Source organism: Naumannella huperziae (assembly GCF_054073625.1).
Map to the genome: position 1 here is coordinate 2,525,843 of NZ_JBSXPH010000001.1, position 19,701 is coordinate 2,545,543.

General features: G+C 71.3%; 19 protein-coding genes. 8 read left to right on the top strand and 11 right to left on the bottom strand.

Annotation, left to right across the window (positions count from 1 at the left end):
- Positions 1-29: 29 nt before the first annotated feature.
- Complete coding sequence (locus ACXDC7_RS11970; RefSeq protein ID WP_459222276.1) at positions 30-1,715, top strand: RDD family protein; 1,686 nt, start codon at positions 30-32, stop codon at positions 1,713-1,715.
- 114 nt (positions 1,716-1,829) lie between these two features.
- Entirely contained in the window at positions 1,830-2,255 is a 426-nt protein-coding gene (gene arfB, locus ACXDC7_RS11975; protein WP_179446177.1) for an alternative ribosome rescue aminoacyl-tRNA hydrolase ArfB, read from the top strand.
- Positions 2,256-2,267: 12 nt separating this feature from the next.
- On the opposite strand, the gene ACXDC7_RS11980 is transcribed toward arfB, so the two are convergent.
- Complete coding sequence (locus ACXDC7_RS11980; RefSeq protein WP_459222277.1) at positions 2,268-2,771, bottom strand: hypothetical protein; 504 nt, start codon at positions 2,769-2,771, stop codon at positions 2,268-2,270.
- A 118-nt stretch (positions 2,772-2,889) separates the two neighbouring features.
- On the opposite strand from ACXDC7_RS11980, the gene lexA reads away from it, so the two are divergent.
- Entirely contained in the window at positions 2,890-3,639 is a 750-nt protein-coding gene (gene lexA / locus ACXDC7_RS11985; RefSeq protein WP_179446175.1) for a transcriptional repressor LexA, read from the top strand.
- 3 nt (positions 3,640-3,642) lie between these two features.
- On the opposite strand, the gene ACXDC7_RS11990 is transcribed toward lexA, so the two are convergent.
- From ACXDC7_RS11990 to miaA, 4 genes are all read right to left on the bottom strand, one after another.
- Entirely contained in the window at positions 3,643-5,568 is a 1,926-nt protein-coding gene (locus tag ACXDC7_RS11990) for an ATP-dependent DNA helicase (protein ID WP_459222832.1), read from the bottom strand.
- A gap of 167 nt (positions 5,569-5,735) precedes the next feature.
- On the bottom strand, positions 5,736-7,226 hold the full coding sequence (gene hflX, locus ACXDC7_RS11995) for a GTPase HflX (protein ID WP_179446174.1): 1,491 nt from the start codon (positions 7,224-7,226) through the stop codon (positions 5,736-5,738).
- Between the two features lie 88 nt (positions 7,227-7,314).
- The gene (gene dapF, locus ACXDC7_RS12000; protein WP_459222278.1) at positions 7,315-8,145 is read right to left on the bottom strand and encodes a diaminopimelate epimerase; all 831 of its coding nucleotides are present in this window, start codon (positions 8,143-8,145) and stop codon (positions 7,315-7,317) included.
- Positions 8,138-9,070: a tRNA (adenosine(37)-N6)-dimethylallyltransferase MiaA gene (gene miaA / locus ACXDC7_RS12005; protein ID WP_459222279.1), complete on the bottom strand. Its 933-nt coding sequence runs from the start codon at positions 9,068-9,070 to the stop codon at positions 8,138-8,140. Before miaA ends, dapF begins: the two co-directional genes overlap by 8 nt.
- A 158-nt stretch (positions 9,071-9,228) precedes the next feature.
- Between miaA and ACXDC7_RS12010 the strand changes: the two genes are divergently transcribed.
- Entirely contained in the window at positions 9,229-9,468 is a 240-nt protein-coding gene (locus ACXDC7_RS12010) for an antitoxin (RefSeq protein WP_179446171.1), read from the top strand.
- 107 nt (positions 9,469-9,575) lie between these two features.
- On the opposite strand, the gene ACXDC7_RS12015 is transcribed toward ACXDC7_RS12010, so the two are convergent.
- Positions 9,576-11,147 carry a hypothetical protein gene (locus ACXDC7_RS12015; RefSeq protein WP_459222280.1) on the bottom strand — a complete coding sequence of 524 codons (1,572 nt, stop codon included), beginning with the start codon at positions 11,145-11,147 and terminating at the stop codon, positions 9,576-9,578.
- Between the two features lie 54 nt (positions 11,148-11,201).
- Complete coding sequence (gene miaB, locus ACXDC7_RS12020) at positions 11,202-12,695, bottom strand: tRNA (N6-isopentenyl adenosine(37)-C2)-methylthiotransferase MiaB (RefSeq protein ID WP_179446169.1); 1,494 nt, start codon at positions 12,693-12,695, stop codon at positions 11,202-11,204.
- 92 nt (positions 12,696-12,787) lie between these two features.
- On the opposite strand from miaB, the gene ACXDC7_RS12025 reads away from it, so the two are divergent.
- From ACXDC7_RS12025 to ACXDC7_RS12040, 4 genes are all read left to right on the top strand, one after another.
- Positions 12,788-13,552, top strand: coding sequence for an amino acid ABC transporter ATP-binding protein (locus ACXDC7_RS12025; protein WP_179446168.1), 765 nt, complete (start codon positions 12,788-12,790; stop codon positions 13,550-13,552).
- Positions 13,553-13,598: 46 nt separating this feature from the next.
- Complete coding sequence (locus tag ACXDC7_RS12030) at positions 13,599-14,441, top strand: glutamate ABC transporter substrate-binding protein (protein WP_459222281.1); 843 nt, start codon at positions 13,599-13,601, stop codon at positions 14,439-14,441.
- Positions 14,442-14,521: 80 nt separating this feature from the next.
- Entirely contained in the window at positions 14,522-15,205 is a 684-nt protein-coding gene (locus tag ACXDC7_RS12035) for an amino acid ABC transporter permease (protein ID WP_343045988.1), read from the top strand.
- Positions 15,202-16,047 (top strand): amino acid ABC transporter permease, encoded by an 846-nt coding sequence (locus ACXDC7_RS12040; protein WP_459222282.1) that lies wholly within the window; start codon positions 15,202-15,204, stop codon positions 16,045-16,047. The genes ACXDC7_RS12035 and ACXDC7_RS12040 overlap by 4 nt, the downstream gene beginning before the upstream one ends.
- Before the next feature lie 45 nt (positions 16,048-16,092).
- Here ACXDC7_RS12040 and ACXDC7_RS12045 read toward each other — a convergent pair whose 3' ends face one another.
- The 4 genes from ACXDC7_RS12045 to recA form a co-directional block, all read right to left on the bottom strand.
- Positions 16,093-17,295 (bottom strand): cysteine desulfurase-like protein, encoded by a 1,203-nt coding sequence (locus ACXDC7_RS12045; protein WP_459222283.1) that lies wholly within the window; start codon positions 17,293-17,295, stop codon positions 16,093-16,095.
- 90 nt (positions 17,296-17,385) lie between these two features.
- On the bottom strand, positions 17,386-17,862 hold the full coding sequence (locus tag ACXDC7_RS12050) for an NUDIX hydrolase (RefSeq protein WP_459222284.1): 477 nt from the start codon (positions 17,860-17,862) through the stop codon (positions 17,386-17,388).
- Between the two features lie 60 nt (positions 17,863-17,922).
- The gene (locus ACXDC7_RS12055; RefSeq protein WP_459222285.1) at positions 17,923-18,399 is read right to left on the bottom strand and encodes a regulatory protein RecX; all 477 of its coding nucleotides are present in this window, start codon (positions 18,397-18,399) and stop codon (positions 17,923-17,925) included.
- A gap of 83 nt (positions 18,400-18,482) precedes the next feature.
- Entirely contained in the window at positions 18,483-19,529 is a 1,047-nt protein-coding gene (gene recA, locus ACXDC7_RS12060) for a recombinase RecA (protein WP_179446163.1), read from the bottom strand.
- Between the last annotated feature and the right edge of the window lie 172 nt (positions 19,530-19,701).

The window sequence follows — 19,701 nt, forward strand, 5'->3', positions numbered from 1 at the left end:
CCGGGTGACCTATCGACGAAGGAGCAAGCATGACGAGCCAGAATCCGGGTTGGGGCGACCAGTCCGGCAAGGATGAGCCCGGCAGCAGCAGTTATCGCCCCGGGAACGGTGGTAGCCCGGACAACGAGTCCGATGCACCCAACGACGCCTCGTCGAGCGGGACCTATGGCCAGTCGCCGGCCTATGGTCCCGGGTCGTCGTCCTACGGGCAGGGGGAGCAGAATCCGTCCACGGGTCCCTACGGGCCGGCCGGTCAGGGATCGAGCCAGCCGCCGGGGAGTTACGGCCAGCAGTACGGCGGCCAGTCCCCCTACGGCGAGCAGCCCGGTGGCGGCAGCCAGCCCCAGTACGGGAATCAGCAGTACGGGAACCAGCAGTACGGCAACCAGCAGTACGGCAACCAGCAGTACGGGCAGGAGCCCGGCGAGCAGTCGCCGACCGCGGGTGGGTACGGCCAGAACCCGTACGGCCAGAACCCCTACGGCCAGAGCCCGGGCGACCAGAGCGCCGGGAACCAGGGCTACGGGAACCAGGGCGCCGGGAACCAGGGCTATGGCGCCTCCGCCTACGGGCAGGACGCCGAGCCCGGGTCATCCTCATCCGGGTCGAGCAGCTACGGGCAGAGCGCTTCGGGAGGCTCAACCTCCTCCGCCGACCAGTCGGACCCCGGCGAGACTGGCTACGGACAGCCCGGCCAGTCCGGCTACGGGCAATCGAGCTACGGCCAGTCGAGCTACGGGCAGCCCGCCGACTCCGGCCAGTCCGGTTATGGTCAGTCGAGCTACGGCCAGCCCACCGACTCCGGCCAGTCCGGTTATGGCCAGTCCGGCTACGGCCAGCCCACCGACTCGGGCCAGTCCAGCTACGGGCAGTCCGCCGACTCCGGCCAGTCCGGCTACGGTCAGTCGAGCTACGGGCAGTCCGCCGACTCGGGCCAGTCCGGTTACGGGCAATCGAGCTACGGGCAGTCCGCCGACGCCGGTCAGTCCGCCTATGGCCAGCCCACCGATTCCGGCCAGTCCGGTTACGGCCAGTCCGCCTACGGGCAGTCGAGCTACGGGCAGCCGGGATACGGCGAGCAGGCGGGGGGCTATCAGCAGCAGGGGTACTCGGCGTACCCGGCGGCTCCCGCGTCCGGTGCCTTCGCGCCGTGGGGCAAGCGTGCGCTCAACTGGCTCATCGACCTGTTCCCGCTGGTGCTGGTCGGCACGATCCTCAATGTGGTCAACAACAATGCCGCCATGTCGGGCGAGTCGGCAGGTCCGGCCAGCATCGTGTTGTTGATCTTGTGGCTGCTGGCCGCCGGTTGGGCCATCTACAGCCGCTGGATCAAGGGCGGTTCGACCGGTGTCTCGGTCGGCCGCCAGGTGGCCGGCACCAAGCTGATCGGCGCCGAGACCGGTCAGCCGATCGGCGTCGGGATGACGATCGTCCGCGACATCGCGCACGTTGTCGATTCGCTGATCTGCTACATCGGCTGGCTGTTCCCGCTGTGGGACCAGAAGCGACAGACCATCGCCGACAAGATCATGAAGACGGTGGTGGTCGACAACGCCGGCGGCGCCCAGACCGGTCCGGACAATCGTGACCAGACCGCGCTGCCCGCGCAGGGTGACTGGGGCCAGGGCACCCAGCCCTCCCAGACCGACTGGAACCAGGGCGGCCAGCAGGGCCAGTCCTCCCAGACCGACTGGGGCCAGCAGGGCCAGCGCTGATTCCGCAACCGCAGACGAGGGTGGTGTCCGCCGGGATGCCGCCCTCGCCTGCGTTTTCGGCCGCCGCCGATATTGCGCAGGCGTAGCGGGCACAGGCCGTGTCATGCTGCGGGGGTGGTGGACGATCTCGTGGTGACCGACCGGCTGGTGATCCCCGCCGCGGAGTTGCGCGAGCGATTCTCCCGAAGCTCCGGCCCGGGCGGTCAGGGCGTCAATACGAGCGATTCGCGGGTGGAGCTGACATTCGACGTGGCCGGATCGCCCTCGATCCCCGCCGGCCTCCGCGACCGGGCGCTCGCCCGGCTGGCCTCGAGGCTGGTCGACGGTGAGCTGACGATCGCGGCAAGCGAGCATCGCGGCCAGCTCGCCAATCGGCGAGCCGCGCGCGAGCGGCTCGCCCACCTGCTCCGGGAGGCCATCGTCCCACCGGCGCCACACCGCAGGCCGACGAGGCCGACCGCCGGCTCACGCGAGCGCCGGCTGGCGGCCAAGAAGCGGCGCGGCGAGATCAAGAAAGGCCGGGGAGCGGTCGAGCACTGACGTGGTGGCGGATCACGGCAGGGCGAGGATGCCCGCCACCGTCACACCGATGCAGACCAGCGCAGCGACGCCCAGCACGCCGGCCACCGCCAGCAGCACCGCGAGCCCGCGGTCGGTCAGTCGCCAGGTGGCGGGAACCGGAGCCGCCGCCACGACACAGCCCCGGGCCGGAACCCTGGCGGCGGCCGATCCGGCCCGACGCGCGGGATGAGCCTGCGGGCCGCGCCGATCGCGCCGCGGCCGACGGGGCCGGGCAGGGGCCGGGGTCCGGGCCGGACGCAGCGCGCGCTCGGTGAGCGAGGGGCGCGGGGTGAGCTCGAAGGTGCTGGTGGTCATGGTGGCCTCCGTGGGAAGTGGTCCGAGGCGGGTCGAACGTGTGTTCGATCCTTGTCTAGTGGGACCCGCGACCGAACGCAAGCATATTTCGCACATCCGTTCGATCGTGTCGCGCAGCGCGCCGTTCCAGTCGCGTACCGCGCCGTTCCAGTCGCGTACCGCGCCGTTCCATCGGGTCATGACCTCAGCCAAACAGTCGGGTCTGACACTCTCGTGGTCGAGGCACTCGGCGACCGGCTGCGCGACACGCTCGAACAGTTGTTTGATTGACCTCCCCCGCTGCCCTAACGTTCGCCTCATGGCAGCGAGCACCCCATCCAGGCCGGCGCCCCAACGCGGCGCGGGTCGCCCGACGCGCGCCGCGGTCGCGTCGCAGCTCGGCACCGATCTCGACGGCCCGCCCGATGCCGACGGTCTCACCCCGCGGCAACGGCGGGTGCTCGAGGTGATCCAGGAGTCGGTGCAGCGGCGCGGCTATCCGCCGAGCATCCGCGAGATGGGCGAGGCCGTCGGCCTGGCATCGTCGTCGTCGGTCGCCCACCAGCTCAAGGTGCTGGAGGCGAAAGGATTCCTGCGCCGCGACCCGAATCGCCCGCGGGCCCTGGAGGTGTTGTTGCCGGGCGCCGCGGACGAGTCCGTGGTCGACCCGACGGGCATCGGGGATGCGATGCCGGACGCCGTCTCGGTGCCGATCGTCGGCCGGATCGCCGCCGGCGGTCCGATCCTGGCCGAGGAACGCATCGAGGATGTGTTCCCGCTGCCCAAGCAACTGGTCGGCGAGGGCACGCTGTTCCTGCTCCAGGTCTCCGGCGACTCGATGGTCGATGCGGCGATCTGCGACGGCGACTGGGTGGTGGTGCGCCAGCAGCCCGACGCCGTCAACGGGGACATCGTGGCCGCGCTGCTCGACGACGAGGCGACGGTGAAGACCTTCAAGCGGATCGACGGGCAGGTCTGGCTGTTGCCGCACAACCCCGCCTACCGCCCGATCGACGGGACGCACGCCTCGATCCTGGGCAAGGTCGTCGCCGTGCTCCGCCGGGTCTGAGCGCTACGGTCGCTCGCCCGACCTGCCCTGCTGCAGCCGGCGCAGCGCCGCGACGGCGACCTCCCGGTCGCGCGTCGTCCACATCGGCGGCATCGACGCCCGCAGATAGGAGCCGTAGCGGGCGGTGACCAGGCGCGGATCGAGGACCGCGACCACTCCTCGGTCGGTGATCCGCCGGATCAGCCGACCGGCCCCCTGCGCCATCAGCAGCGCCGCATGGGTGGCGGCCACGCTCATGAACCCGTTGCCCCCCGCCTCGGCGACCGCGCGCTGCCGGGCCTGCATCAGCGGGTCGTCGGGTCGCGGGAACGGCAGCTTCTCGATGATCACCAGCTCGCAGGTGTCGCCGGGGACGTCGATGCCCTGCCACAACGAGAGGGTGCCGAACAGCGAGGTCTCGGGCTCGGCGACGAAGCGCCGAGTCAGCTCGCCGAGTTGCGCATCCCCCTGGCACAAGATCGTGTGCTCCGGCAGTTGGCGCCGCACGTGCACCGCGGCGGCCTCGGCCGAGCGTTGCGAGGCGAACAGGCCGAGGGTACGCCCGCCGGCGGCCCAGACCAGCTCGGCCACCTCGGTCAACGTCGGCGGGGCAATCCCGTCCCGGGTCGGCGCGGGCAGGCCGGAGGCGACGTAGAGGATGCCCTGGCGGCCGTAGTCGAACGGCGACCCCACATCGAGGCCGCGCCACTCCCCCTCGTCGGGCTCGGCGCCTTCCTCGTCGGCGCGCAGCCCGACCGAGCCGGCCATCGGCCCGAAGCCGCCGCCGAGCTTCAGCGTCGCCGAGGTCAACACCGTCGGATGCTCATCGAGCACCCGGGAGCGCATCAGCCCGGCGACCGAGAGGGGCGCCACCCGGACGTCGCGGCCGAAGCGCTCCGAGTCGGTCACCCAGACGACGTCGTTCTCCGCCAGCGCCGCTACCCGTTCGGCGATGTCGTGGATCTCCTGCACCGCGGCGGCAGCCTGGCGCCGGTCGGGCTCGGGGTCGCGACCCCGGGTCAGCGCGCTGACCAGCCGCCGGGCCACATCGCGTACCCGCTGCGCCGCCGCGACCACCGCCGCGTCCTCGCTCTCCACCCGCCCGGGCGTCGCGTCGTCCAGCGCGACCCGCAACTCGTCGGCGGTCTCGGTGAACTCCAGGGCAAGATCGTCATCGATGAAGCCGGCGGCGCGCCGGCCGACCCGCTCCACGGCGGCCGGGGCAAGCTCGACGGACGCGGCGCCGGTCACCCGGGCGGTCAGTTCGTGTGCCTCGTCGATGATCAGTTGATCATGCTCGGGCAGTGCGGTGCCGCCGTGCATCGCGTTGATCGCGAGCAACGCGTGGTTGGTGACCACGAGCTGGGCGCCACGGGCCTGTTCGCGCGACTTCTCGACGAAGCATTCCTCGCCGTAGGGGCAGCGCTGGGCACCGAGGCATTCGCGGACCGGCACCGAGACCTGGGCCCAGGCCCGCTGCGTGTGGCTCGGCGCGTCATCCCGGTCGGCGACGCCTCCGCCCTCGAGCTCGGACTCGGCCCACTCGCGCAGCGCAAGCACCTCCCCACCCAGCTCGGACTCGGGGGTGCGCCGGCTCTGTGGGATGCCGGCGGTGAGGTCGGCAGCAGAGATCAGGGCCGACTGGTCGTCGACCGCCCCGTCGCGAACCTTGAGCAGACACGCATAGTTGGACCGGCCCTTGAGGATCGCGTGTTTCGGTCGCCGGCCGGTCACCTTGGCCACGGCCTCCACTGCCGCGGGGATGTCGGATCCCGCCAACTGCGCCTGCAGCGCCAGGGTCGCGGTGGCGATCACGATCCGGGCGTCGCGATGCTCGGACAGGTACGCCAGCGCGGGCGCGAGATAGCCGAGCGACTTGCCCGTCCCGGTGCCGGCCTGGACCAGCAGGTGCCGACCGGATTCGAGCGTCTCGGCGACGGCCCCGGCCATCGCCTGCTGCCCGGGGCGCTCCGCGCCGTCGATGCCCTCGACCGCCGCCTCGAGGATCTCGCGCGGCAGATCGCGCGGCTCGGGCTCCTCGGTCACCGCCCCACCCTACGCGGCGGCGACGGGCCGGCTCGCGGTTGCGGGCGGCCGTGTCGCGACGGCGTACCCGCTCAGGCGTCGACCGACCGGTAGGGCTCCAGCTCGGCGGCCAGCTCGGGATAGACCCGCGCCCGGACCCGCGTACCGTCCGGCGTGTGCTCGGCGTCGATCAACTCGCCGTGCTGATGGATCTTGTTGATCAGGTCCCCGCGCTCGTAGGGCACCAGGGCGGCCACCTCCGCCTCCGGCCGGGGCAGCCCCGCCCAGACCCGCTCGCGCAACTCGGCGATCCCCGCGCCGGTCCGGGCGGACACGAACACGGCATCCGGATGGGCGGTACGCAGGGCCGTCAGCGTCGCCTCGTCGGCCCGGTCGGTCTTGTTGATCACCAGCAGTTCGGGCAGCCGGCCCGCTCCGATCTCGGCGAGCACACCCCGCACGGCCGAGATCTGGCCCGCGGGGTCCGGGTCGGACCCGTCCACGACGTGCAGCAGCAGGTCGGCGGTGGCGGATTCCTCCAGCGTCGAGGCGAAGGCCTCCACCAGGTCGTGCGGGAGATGCCGGACGAACCCGACGGTGTCGGTCAGCGTGAACTCGCGCCCGTCCTGGGCCTCCGAGCGCCGGGTGGTCGGGTCCAGCGTGGCGAACAGCGCATCCTCGACCAACACCCCGGCGCCGGTCAGCCGGTTCAGCAGGCTCGACTTGCCGGCATTGGTGTAGCCCACGATCGCCACCGACGGCACCTTGTTGCGCTCGCGGTTGGCGCGCTTGGTCTGCCGGGTCACGTCCAGTTCGCGCAGCTTCACCCGGAGCTGGGCGATCCGGTGGTTGATCCGGCGCCGGTCGGTCTCCAGCTTGGTCTCGCCGGGACCGCGGCCACCCATGCCGGCACCGCCCGACGCCCGGCCGCCGACCTGCCGGGACAGGTTTCCGCCCCAGCCGCGCAGCCGCTGCTTGAGGTAGTTGAGCTGGGCCAGCTCGACCTGCGTCTTGCCTTCCACGGACTTGGCGTGCTGGGCGAAGATGTCGAGGATCAGCATGGTCCGGTCGATCACCTTGACCTTGACCCGGTCCTCCAGATTGCGCAGTTGCGCCGGGGCGAGCTCACCGTCGCAGACCACGGTGTCGGCACCGGTGGCGACCACGATCTCGCGCAGCTCCGCGACCTTGCCGCGGCCGATGTAGGTCGCGGGATCGGGTTTGCCGCGGCGCTGCACCACGCCCTCCAGGACCTGTGATCCGGCGGTCTCCGCGAGCAGCTTCAGCTCGGCCATGGCATTGTCGGCATCGACCTGCGATCCGGTCGTCCAGACGCTGACCAGGACCACCCGCTCCAGCCGGAGCTGACGGTACTCGACCTCGGTGACATCGGCGAGCTCGGTGGACAGACCGGCGACGCGGCGCAAGGAGTTGCGCTCGGCCAGATCGAGCTGGTCCCCGTCGAAGTTCTCGGGATCGTCGGGCGAGAGGTCGTCGATCGGATCGTCGGGGTCGGCGAGATCGGCGGGGATGAACTCGTCGGCGGCCGACTCCTCGGGCAGGTGGTGTGCAGCGTTCGTCATCTTCGACCAAGAATCGCACACCGCACCAAGGCCCGCGAACGATTTGCGCGACCTCGCCCAGAGCGCGGGCGCGGATCGGCGGCGCCGCTCAGGCGGCCGCGCGATCCGGCAACTGGACCTCCCCACGGGCGACGATCTCCGCGGGGCCGGCCAGGCTGGCGCGACCGTCGGCGAGTTCGACCTCGACGGTTCCGCCGGGGACGTCCACCCGCCAGCGCGGACGCTCGTCGCCCGTGCGGTACGCCGTCGCGGCGGCGGCCGCCACGGTTCCGGTGCCGCAGGAGCGGGTTTCCCCGACGCCGCGCTCGAAGACCCGCATCGCGATCCGCCCGGGCTCGACCAGCGAGACGAACTCGATGTTGACCCCGTGCGGATAGGCGGTGTCGGGCTGCCAGGCCGGGGCGGTGCGCAGATCCAGGCGGGACAACTCGCCCGGCTCGACGACGGCGTGGGGGTTGCCGACGTCCACCGTCAGCGCCGGCCAGTCCTGGCCCCCGACGCCCACGCGTACGCCTTCCTCGGCGACCGTGACCGCGCCCATCTCGACGCGCACCCACTGATTGGGCAGCAGTTCGGCCGACAGCAGACCGTTGCGGGTGGCGATCGGGATCCGCTCCCCCATCGCCAGCCCCTCCTCCACCAGGTAGCGGGCGAACACCCGCACCCCGTTGCCGCACATCTCCGCGACGGAACCGTCGGCATTGCGGTAATCCATGAACCACACGTCCGGATCGCCGTCCCAGTCCTCGACATAGCCGGCGCGGACGACCCGCAACACGCCGTCCCCGCCGATCCCGGCTCGCCGGTCGCAGAGGAATCGGACCTCGTCGGGAGTCGGGTCATACATCTGGTGCCGGTCGTTGATGATCACGAAGTCGTTGTGGGTCCCGTGTCCCTTCGCGAAAGGCCAGCTACGCATGATCCCAGTGTTGCGCATCGGCGAGGATGCGCGATGCCAGGTCGGGATCGAGTGCGGGGTACCAGCGGATGCGCGGATCGCGGCGGAACCAGCCGAGTTGCTTGCGGGCGAAGCGGCGGGTGGCGGCGATCGTCGCGCCGCGCGCCTCGTCCTCGGTCAGCTCGCCGGCGAGGTGGCGCAGCAACTGCGAGTAGCCGAGCGCCCGGGAGGCGGTGGGGGTGTCCGCGAGGCCGTCGGCGGCGAGTCGGCGTACCTCCTCGACGAAGCCGTCCGCCCACATCCGCTCGACGCGATCGGCGATCCGGCGATCCAGCGCGTCGCGGTCGATCTCGAGGCCCAACTGCGCGACGGCGGGCAGGGCGTAGCGCGGCGGCGGGAGCCGTCCGGAGACCGCGGCGCCGAGCTCGTGCAGCTCCAACGCGCGGACGATCCGGCGCCCGTTGCCCGGCAGGATGCGCGCCGCGGCACCCGGCGCGCGTAGGGCCAGCTCCCGGTGCAACGCCGGTGCGCCGACCCTCGCCAACTCGGTCTCCCAGCGGGCCCGCACGGCGGGATCGGTGCCGGGGAAGTCGAACTCGTCGACGATGGCGCGCACGTACAGGGCCGAGCCGCCGGCGAGGATCGGCAGCACCCCGCGATCGCGCAGGGCGCCGATCCGGTCGCGCGCCAGGCGCTGGAAGTCCGCGACGGCCGCCGGTTCGTGCGGATCGAGGATGTCGATCAGGTGATGCGGTACGCGGGCCTGCTCGTCGCGGGTGGGCTTCGCGGTGCCGATGTCCATCCCGCGGTAGACGAGCATCGAGTCGGCATTCACGATCTCGGCCGGCCGGCCCGCCGCCGACAACCGCTCCGCCAGCGCGATCGCCAGGCCGCTCTTACCGCTGGCGGTCGGCCCGTTCAGGACGAGCAGCGGGGGCGTGGACACGCCTCGAAGTATTCCAGTGCCGCTTCCCGCGGGTCGCCGGAAGTTCCCGAGCCGTTCACCCCATGGGGTTCTTTACGCGACGCGGCGACCCCAGCATGATGGGCGGTGCGGTCGTCATCGCGGCCGCGCCGTCAGTACCCAACCGAGGAAGGAATCTGATGGGCATCTTCGACAAGGCCAAGGATCTCGCCGGGCAGAACCCCGACGCCGTGAATCAGGGCATCGACAAGGCCGGTGACTTCGTCGACCAGCAGACCGGCGGCAAGTTCGCCGGACAGGTCGACCAGGGCCAGGAGTTCGCGCGCGGCCAGTTCGGTGGCGAGGCGCAGCCCGAGGGCGCGCCGCCAGCCGACCAGCCGCCGGCCGACCAGCCGCCGGCGGACCCGCCACAGCAGTGACGGCCGCCTGACGCGTTCGGACACGCGTCGGCGCGACAGCTCGCGGGGTCCCACCGAACGGTGGGACCCCTTCCACGTTCTCGGCCCGGTGCGCGCCCGGGCGGCGATCAGGCGGTCGGCCAGTACGCCGACGCACCCGCCGATCCGGCGGTCGCCGATACGGTCGCGGGCGGCGTCAGGCGGGATCGCAGTTCGCCGGCGGCGGCGGCGGTCTCGACCGCGCGGCGGCGCGCCGCCTGATCGGCGGCGGCCGCCTGCCCCCGCGCCTCGTCCACCTCACGATCGAGTCGCCGGCGTTCCTCGCTCGCCGAGTCCAGCGCGATCCGCCGGCGATTCCGGCGCACCGCGGCCCAGCCCGCCAGCCCGAGCGCCGCGAGAACCGCGAGCACCCCACCGAACGGCTGCCGGAGGACGAACAAGACGATCGCGAGCACCAGCGCCGCCGCGGCTGCGGCGAGGAGCGGGACGACCCGCGCCGGTGCCACGTCGGCCGCCATCCGCGAGCGGGCCTGCGCGACCTGCTCCTCGTCGACACTGTCGGCGGTGATCGTGATCGAGGTTCCGTAGCTGCGCAGCACGACCGCGGTCGGCTCCGGATCGGCCGGCCCGGCGCGATCGAGCCAGTCGGAGAGCGGGCGGGCAGCCACCCCGACCAGGACGCGGCGTACCTGCGGATCGGTGTTCGGATCGGCGATCGCCGAGCGGACGGCCTCGGCCGCCGACACCCGTTCCGGCTCGGGAATCGCCTGCGCCGCCGGATGCTCCACGATCCCGCGCAGCTCACGGGCCCGCGCCAGCAGCGGCGCCTCCTCGCCGTGCCCGCGGCCGACGATCTCGGCGACCGCGCCGCGCAGCCGAGCGCGGACGGCGTCGGAGCGTTCGGCGCCCGGGTCCGAGGCCGCCTGTCCCGAGCCCGCCTGCCCCGGGGACGGGTCGGCACCGCCCGGCGCGTCCGGCGCAGCGGCGGTGTCGGCATCGATCAGGCGGACCAACGCCGTGATCCGGTCGGGGTCGGTCCGCCCGAACCCCCCGAGCCAGGCGTCCCAGTTCTCCGCCGGGTCGGCCTCGACGGCATCGCGCAGCGCCGTCAGGTCGGGTCGCGGGCCGAAATCGCCGAGGGCGACAGCGTCCAGCACGGCCGCCTGGTGCGGGCTGAGCGTGCCGTCGCTGGCCAGCACCGCGCCGAGCCTGTCGGCAGTCTCGGCGCCGCGGCCGAGCGCGCCGAGGGTCGCCACCCAGAACAGTTCGAAGTCGCCGCCGCCGAGCCGCGCGGCCTCCGCCTCGACGGCGGCATCGGGCGTACCGCCGGAGCGCGCGATCACCGCATTGCAGCCGTGGACCAGCCAGTAGCCGCCGTCGCCGACGGCCAGCGGCGGGGCGCTGCGCCCGGAGCCGAGCGCGTCGATCGCGCGCAGCGCATCCAGCCGCGCGCGTGAGGTGTCGGGAAAGGCGGCGAGTTGTTCGCGCACATCGCCGAGTTCGACGTAGGCGTCGAAGGCGCGGCTGAGCGCGGCGATGCGTTGTTCGAGACTGCCCTGCAGTGCGGTCAGCTCGCTGCGCAGCCGGCTGGTACGCCGCTCCGCCGCCGCGGCCTCGACCGCCGCGTTCTCCAGGCCCTCGCGCAAGATCTGGTCGCGCCCGTATTCGCTCGCGAACCACCAGTTCCAGTCATTGGACATGGGCGACATCCTGACCGACCAAGGGGGCGATCGAGCAGCCGCGACCCGAGGCTGTCAGAGCGCGCCGCAGGCCGGCCCGGACGCCGGCTCGGGCGCTGGGCGGCCGATCCCCGGCATGCCCAGCCCGACCGCGCGCGTCGGCTCGGCGGTGCGGGCGGCCCAGGCGTCGCCGCCACGGGTTCGCCGCAGCCCGCTGATCCCGGCGTCGGCGGTCAGGTGATGGGGCGCGGCACGGCTGATCCGCGCGTGCGCGATGTCGCCCGGGCGGGGCCGCAGCGCCGGATCCTCGGGCACCGCCACATGCACCAGCCGATTGTCGCGGGCGCGCCCCGACATCCGCGCGGTCGCGGCGTCCTTGCGCCCCTCCCCGTCGGCGAACATCACCTCGACGGTCTCGCCGACCAACGCCTTGTTCTCCGACCACGCGATGTCGTCGACCAGGGCCACCAGCCGCTCGTAGCGCTCCTGGACGACCGCCTTCTCGACCTGGTCCGGCATCGTCGCGGCGGGCGTACCGGGCCGCTTGGAGTACTGGAAGGTGAACGCCGCGGCGAACCGCGCGCGCTCTGCCACCCGCAGGGTCTCGGCGAAGTCGGCCTCGGTCTCGCCGGGAAAGCCGACGATGATGTCGGTGGTGATCGCGGCATGCGGGATGGCCTCGCGCACCTCGTCGATGATCGCCAGGTAGCGCTCCTGCCGGTAGGAGCGCCGCATCGCCTTCAGCACCGCCGACGACCCCGATTGCAGCGGCATGTGCAACTGCGGCATCACGTTCGGGGTCTGCGCCATCGCGGCGATCACGTCGGAGGTGAAGTCCTTCGGATGCGGGCTGGTGAACCGGACCCGCTCCAGGCCGTCGATCTCGCCGCAGGCCCGCAGCAGCTTGGCGAACGCCTGCCGGTCGCCGAACTCCACGCCGTAGGCGTTGACGTTCTGGCCGAGCAGCGTGATCTCCTGCACCCCCTCGGCGACCAGCGCCTCGATCTCGGCGAGGATCTCGCCGGGCCGCCGGTCGGTCTCCTTGCCGCGCAGCGCCGGCACGATGCAGAAGGTGCAGGTGTTGTTGCAGCCCACGCTGATCGACACCCACGCGGCGTAGGCCGAATCGCGCCGGGTCGGCAGGTCGGAGGGAAACGTCTGCAGCGCCTCGACGATCTCGACCTGGGACTCCTGCTGCACCCTCGCCCGCTCCAGCAGCACCGGCAGCGCACCCACGTTGTGGGTGCCGAAGACGACATCGACCCAGGGTGCGCGATCGGTGATGGTGTCGCGGTCCTTCTGTGCGAGGCAGCCGCCGACGGCGATCTGCATGCCCGGTCGCGCCTGCTTGGTCGGCAGCAGATGGCCGAGATTGCCATACAGCCGGTTGTCGGCGTTCTCCCGGACCGCGCAGGTGTTGAAGACCACCACGTCCGCGTCCTCGCCGTCGGCGGCGCGGGCGTACCCGGCGTCCTCGAGCAGTCCGCCGATCCGCTCGGAGTCGTGCACATTCATCTGGCAGCCGTAGGTGCGGACCTGGTAGGTGCGCGGCGTGATGGTGGTCGTCATGGCAGCACAGATCCTACGAGCGGCGCCGAACGTAATCGAATCTCAACCATTACCGGGCGCAATCGGCGGCCCCGCTGCCCTAGGGTCACCCCATGACCTCCGAGCCCACCGCGCCGACCGGCGAGCCCTTGGTCGTGCTCGATCAGGTGAACAAGCATTTCGGTTCGCTGCACGTGCTGCAGGACATCGATCTCACCGTCAATCGCGGCGAGGTGGTCGTCGTGATCGGGCCATCGGGCTCGGGCAAGTCCACGCTGTGCCGCACGATCAACCGCCTGGAGACGATCGACAGCGGGACGATCACGCTGGACGGCAAGGCGCTGCCCGCGGAGGGCAAGGCGCTCGCCCGGCTGCGCGCCGACGTCGGGATGGTGTTCCAGCAGTTCAACCTGTTCGCCCACAAGAGCGTGCTCGACAATGTGACGCTCGGACCGACCAAGGTACGCCGCAAGAGCACGAGCGAGGCCAACAAGCGCGCCATGGAGCTGCTGGATCGCGTCGGCGTCGCCAACCAGGCGCAGAAGCTGCCGGCCCAGTTGTCCGGCGGCCAGCAACAGCGCGTCGCGATCGCGCGGGCGCTGGCGATGGAGCCGAAGGTGATCCTGTTCGACGAGCCGACCTCGGCGCTGGACCCCGAGATGGTCAACGAGGTGCTCGACGTGATGATCGATCTGGCGAAGGCCGGGATGACCATGGTGGTGGTGACCCACGAGATGGGCTTCGCGCGCAAGGCCGCCAATCGTGTCGTGTTCATGGCCGACGGCCAGATCGTCGAGGAGAACACCCCCGAGGAGTTCTTCACCAATCCGCAGTCCACCCGCGCCAAGGACTTCCTCGGCAAGATCCTCACCCACTGACCGCCGAACCCCCTACCGACCCGTGTCGAGCAACCGGAGGAAACCAATGAAGACGAAAAAGTTGTTGGCCGCGGCCGCCGCGACCGCCGCGGTCGCCCTCGCCGCCGCCGGCTGTGTCAGCCAGCCGGGCGCCGCCCCGGGCGGGGCGAGTGGCGGCGAGTCCGTCACGATCGGCATCAAGTTCAACCAGCCCGGCCTCGGGTTGAAGGAGGGCAACGACTTCTCCGGGTTCGATGTCGAGGTCGCGCGCTATGTCGCCAAGGAGCTCGGCTACAGCAATGTGAACTTCGTCGAGTCGCCCTCGGCCCAGCGCGAGACGATGCTGCAGGGCGGGCAGGTGCAGATGATCTTCGCCACCTACTCGATCACCGATACCCGTAAGGAGAAGGTCTCCTTCGGCGGGCCGTACTTCGTGGCCGGCCAGGATCTGCTGGTGCGCTCGGACAATACCGACATCACGGGTCCGGATTCGCTGAACGGCAAGAAGCTGTGCTCGGTCACCGGCTCGACGCCGGCGCAGAAGATCAAGGACGAGTACGCCGACCAGGTGGACCTGCAGGAGTTCCCCGACTACGCGACCTGCGTCACGCAGTTGGTGAACGGCGGCGTGGATGCCGTCACCACCGACGACGTGATTCTCGCCGGCTTCGCCGCCCAGCCGCAGTACGAGGGCAAGATCAAGGTGGTCGGCAAGCCGTTCAGCGAGGAGCGCTACGGCGTCGGCATCAAGAAGGGCGATGTCGAGCTCTGCAACAAGATCAATTCCGCGATCACCAAGATGGTCGACTCCGGTGAGTGGCAGACCGCGCTGGACAAGACGGTCGGCACCTCGGGCTTCAAGCCGAACGCCGAGTACAACCCGCCGAAGCAGATGGACGCCTGTTCCTGATCAGATGACACAGCGCCACGCCGGTGCCCGCGGCAACTCGTTCGCGGGCATCCGGCGCGGCACCAGTCACGGGAGGTGACGTGGAGGGACTGGCCGAGGCGATCGCTCAGTTCGATGTGCTGGGAGCGTTCTGGCTCACCATCAAACTGTCCGCCGCGACCATCGTCGGTGCCGGCATCATCGGGCTGGTGATCGCCGTGATGCGGGTGGCCCCGTCGTCGGTGATGCGGGCGATCGGCGGAGCGTACGTCTTCATCTTTCGCAACACCCCGCTGACCTACCTGATCACGCTGCTCTACATCGGCTTCGCGGTCACCCTGGGGTTGCAGCCGCTCGGCCCGGGGGCCGACTTCACCGCCCAGACGTTCTTCTGGGCGACCATCGGCCTGTCGCTGTACCACGCGGCCTATGTGTGCGAGGCGTTGCGCTCCGGCATCAACACCGTGCCGCCCGGTCAGGCGGAGGCCGCCCGGACCATCGGGCTGGGCTTCTTTGCGGCACTGGGCCTGGTGATCTTGCCGCAGGCGCTGCGCGGCGCCCTGGCGCCGCTCGGCAACACCTTGGTGGCGCTGATCAAGAACACCACGGTGGCGGCCGCGATCGGCGTCGTCGGCCCGTCGGTCGTGATGCAGCAGATGATCGAGTTCCGGCCTGACCTGGGGTTGTGGATCTTCCTGATCGTCGCGATCGGCTTCGTCATCCTGACGCTGCCCGTCGGCGCGTTGTTCACCTGGTTGTCCCGCAGGCTGGCGGTGCAGCGATGAGCGATGTACCCGTGCTGTTCGATGTTCCCGGTCCACGGGGCCGGCGCCTCAATGTTGTCCTCGGCGTGGTGGCCGTGGCGCTCGCCGCCGGCGCGGTCGGCTGGGTGATCTGGTTGATGCGCGCCCAGCTCGGCCCGGAGATGTGGCAGCCCTTCACCGAGCCGAGCACCTGGCTGTACTACGTGATTCCGGGTCTGATCAACACGCTGCAGGCGGCGTTGATCTCCGTGGTGTTGGCGTTGCTGCTCGGGATCGCGCTCGGCATGGGGCGGGTGTCCACGGTGCCGGCGATCCGGGTCGTCTGCGGGGTCTTCGTGGAGTTCTTCCGCAGCGTGCCGGTGCTGGTGCTGATGGTCTTCTTCTACACCACCTTTCTGTTCAGCGGCCTGGTGTCCGGTCCGATGCTGCCGCTGCTGGGCGTGGTCTGCGGCCTGGTGCTCTACAACTCGACCGTGATCGCGGAGCTGGTCCGGTCGGGGGTGGGGTCGCTGCCGCGAGGCCAGCGCGAGGCCGGCCTGACGGTCGGCCTGACCGAGGGGCAGACGCTGCGGGCGATCTTGTTGCCGCAGGCGATCACCGCGATGCTGCCGTCGCTGCTGAACCAGCTTGTGGTCATCCTCAAAGACACCGCGCTCGGCTACATCATCACCTACCCCGAGCTGCTGCGTAGCCTGCAGACGCTCGCCAGCGGCCGCGGCAACCTGATCGTCTCCTTCCTGGTCGGAGCCGCCATCGTGATCGTGCTCAACTTCGGCCTGACCAGCCTGGCGACGGCCGTGCAGCGGCGGCTGTCGCGCCGAGGGCGCGCGCCGAAACAGGAAGCGGTCGCCCAGGAGGTCTGACCTGCACGGGGGCGACCGAGCCGCGGCGCCGCGCCGCGAGCAGCGTCAGCTCGTCGCGGCGGCGAGGGCCCGGACGAGCCGCTCGACCTCGGCCGCGTCGTTGTAGGGCGCGAAGCCGATCCGCAGGCCGCCGGCGTCGCGCAGTCCGAGCCGGTGGCTCGCCTCCCAGGCGTAGAAGTGGCCCGCGGGTGCCTGGATCCGTTCGCCGGCGAGTTGCTGTGCCACCTCGGCGGCGGAGATCTCGTCGAAGATCAGCAGCGTGGTCGGGGTGCGATCGGCCGCACGCGACAGATTCGTGACGCCCGGCAGGTCGGGCAGCGCCTCGAGCAGTTGCATGGCGAGCGCGTCCTCGTGCTGCTCGGCAGCGGCGAGCGAGACATCCAGCCGCTCCGACCGGGTTCCCGTGGCCGCGTCGTCCAGACCGGCCAGCCAGTCGGCCACCGCCGGCAGCCCCGCCAGCAGCTCGTACGGCAGCGTGCCCAGCTCGAACCGCTCGGGAACGATGTCCGGCGACGGCAGCAGCTTGTCCGGCCGCAGCTCGTCGATGGCGTCCGGGGCCGCGGTCAGGACCCCGAGGTGCGGCCCGCACAGCTTGTAGGGCGAGGTCGTCAGCGTGTCCGCCCCGAGAGCTGCGAGATCGACCCGGCGGTGCGCCGCCAGGTGCACCGCGTCGATGTGTACGTGCGCGGCCACCTCGTGACCGATCCGGACCAGGGCGGGCAGGTCCGGCACCGTGCCGATCAGATTCGAGGCGCCGGGCAGCGCGACCAGGACGGTGTCCTCGGTCACCACCTTGCGCAGATGCTGCGGGGTCAGCTCCCCCGATTCGGGATCGAAGTCGCAGAACCGGACCGTGGCCCCGGCCCGCTCGGCCGCGATCACCCAGGGCCGGATGTTCCCGTCGTGATCGAGCCGGGTGACCACCACCTCGTCGCCGGGCGCCCAGCCGAAGGCGAGGGTTCGGGCCAGGTCGAAGGTCAGCATGGTCGCCGAGCGCCCGAAGACGACTCGTTCCGGCGCGGCACCGAGCAGGTCCGCCATCGCGGCCCGGGCCTCGATCGTGATCCGCTCCGCATTGCGTCCACCCTCGGTGAGAGTCGTCCGGTTCGACAAGGGCGCGGACATCGCCGCCACCATCGCCTCGATCACCGGCGCCGGAAGCTGCGTACCCCCCGGGGAGTCGAAGAAGGCCGGGCCACCGGCCAGCGCCGGGATCTCGGAACGGATGCGTTCGATGTGGTACGCCACGGCGAACATCGTCACACAGGAGGGCGGCAGCCCGCCCGCGGCCCACCGGCGCCGCCGGGGCCGGGCCCCGACGGTCGGTCCCGATCCGGGTCAGAACACCGCCTCACCGCGCTCGGGCAGCGCCGCCGCGACGCGGGCGGCCATCTCGGCAGACATCGCGGGCAGGTCGTCCGGGGCGAACCAGGCCGCCTCGGTGTTCTCCCCGTCGGCCGGGTGGGGTACGCCCGCGGACCAGGTCAGCCGCCAGGTCAGGTCGATGTAGCGGGTCCGGTCGCCGTTGGCGTAGGTGATCATGCTCGTCACACCGACCTTTGCCAGCCTGGTCGGCGATGCGGTCACCGCCGCTTCCTCTGCGACCTCGCGAACCGCGGCATCGGCGGGGTGCTCGCCCGGATCCACGATCCCGGTCACCGGCGTCCACTCCCCCGTGTCCGCGCGGCGCACACACAGCACCTGACGCCCGGCGCCCGGCTCGTCCTTGATCACCACCGCGGTCACGCCGGTCAGCCACAGCGGCGCCGTGCCGATCTTGTCGCGCAGTTCGAGGATGAAGTCCGGTGTCGGCACGCCCCGACCCTAATGCGTGACGGCCGCGGACCGCGGCGGCGAAGCCGGGCCGCGCGGGGCTCAGCCGTCGCCGGTACGCATGGCGTCCTCGACGGCGGACTCGTCGAGGCCGCCCGCCATCTCATCGAGGACGCGGTAGACGATGCCGGGCCCGAAGCCACGGCGGGCGAGCGCGCCGGCCAGGCGACGCCGGCGAACCTCGGGGTCGAGGCCGCCCATCGACCTGGTCTTCTTCTCCGCGAGGGCGCGCGCCGCGCCCAATTCGTCGTCGCTGTCCACCCCGGCGACGGCGTCGGTGATCACCTCCGGCTCGACGCCCTTGCGGGCCAGCTCACGCTTCAGCGCGCTGCGGGACAGGTGCCGGCGCTGCTGGCGCGACTCCACCCACGCCTGCGCAAAGGCCTGGTCATCGACCAACCCGACCTCGCCGAGTCGGTCCAGCACCGCCCGCGCGGCGTCCTCCGGGATCCCCTTGCGGGCAAGGATTCGCTCCAGCTCGACGCGGGTGCGGGCCTGCCCGGTGAGCTGGCGCAACACGATCGTGCGCGCCAGCTCCTCGGGATCGGCGTCGGGATCCGCGGCGCGGTCGTCGCCCGGGCCGGGGCCGGTGTCGCGACGGCTCAGAACGCGACCTCCCCGGTCACCGGGTCGACCCCGGCGGGCACGTCGACCTGCGGGCCGATGCCGAGCTTCTCCTTGATCCGCTTCTCGATCTCGTTGGCGACGTCGGGATTGGTCTTCAGGTAGGTGCGGGCATTCTCCTTGCCCTGGCCGAGCTGATCGCCCTCGTAGGTGAACCAGGCGCCGGCCTTGCGGATGATGCCGTTGTCGACGCCCATGTCGATCAGGCTGCCCTCGCGGCTGATGCCCTGGCCGTAGAGGATGTCGAACTCGGCCTGCTTGAACGGCGGGGCCACCTTGTTCTTCACGACCTTGACGCGGGTGCGGTTGCCGACCATGTCGGTGCCGTCCTTCAGCGTCTCGATCCGCCGCACGTCCAGCCGCACCGAGGAGTAGAACTTCAGGGCGCGGCCACCGGTCGTCGTCTCGGGCGAGCCGAACATCACCCCGATCTTCTCCCGCAACTGGTTGATGAAGATCGCGGTCGTGCCGGCGCCGCTCAGCGCGCCGGTCATCTTGCGCAGTGCCTGGCTCATCAGCCGCGCCTGCAGGCCGACGTGGCTGTCGCCCATCTCGCCCTCGATCTCGGCGCGCGGGGTCAGCGCGGCGACCGAGTCGATCACGATCAGGTCCAGCGCGCCCGAGCGGACCAGCATGTCGGCGATCTCCAGGGCCTGCTCGCCGTTGTCGGGCTGGGAGACCAGCAGCGCATCGGTGTCGACGCCGAGCTTCTTGGCGTACTCCGGATCCAGCGCGTGCTCGGCATCGATGAATCCGCAGATGCCGCCCGCGGCCTGCGCATTGGCGATGGCGTGCAGCGCCACCGTCGTCTTGCCCGAGGACTCCGGGCCGTAGATCTCCACCACCCGGCCGCGCGGCAGGCCGCCGATGCCGAGGGCGACATCCAGCGCGATCGATCCGGTGGGGATGGTCTCGACCGGCGCGCGGGTCTCCTCCCCCAACCGCATCACCGAGCCCTTGCCGTGGGTCTTCTCGATCTGGGCGAGCGCCGTCTCCAGCGCCTTCTCGCGATCTGCGACGGCCATGCCGGCACCTTTCTCTTCACGCTGCTTGTGGGTCTCTTCACGCTGCTTGTGCGTTCGCGCCCCGCTCGGGCGGGAGCTGTTGTGCTTCTTCATCACTTCCAGACCGTAGGAGCGGGGTCTGACAATCGGGTGGGCCGGTGGGAATCTGTGGAGAAATCCCGCCGTTTGCGTA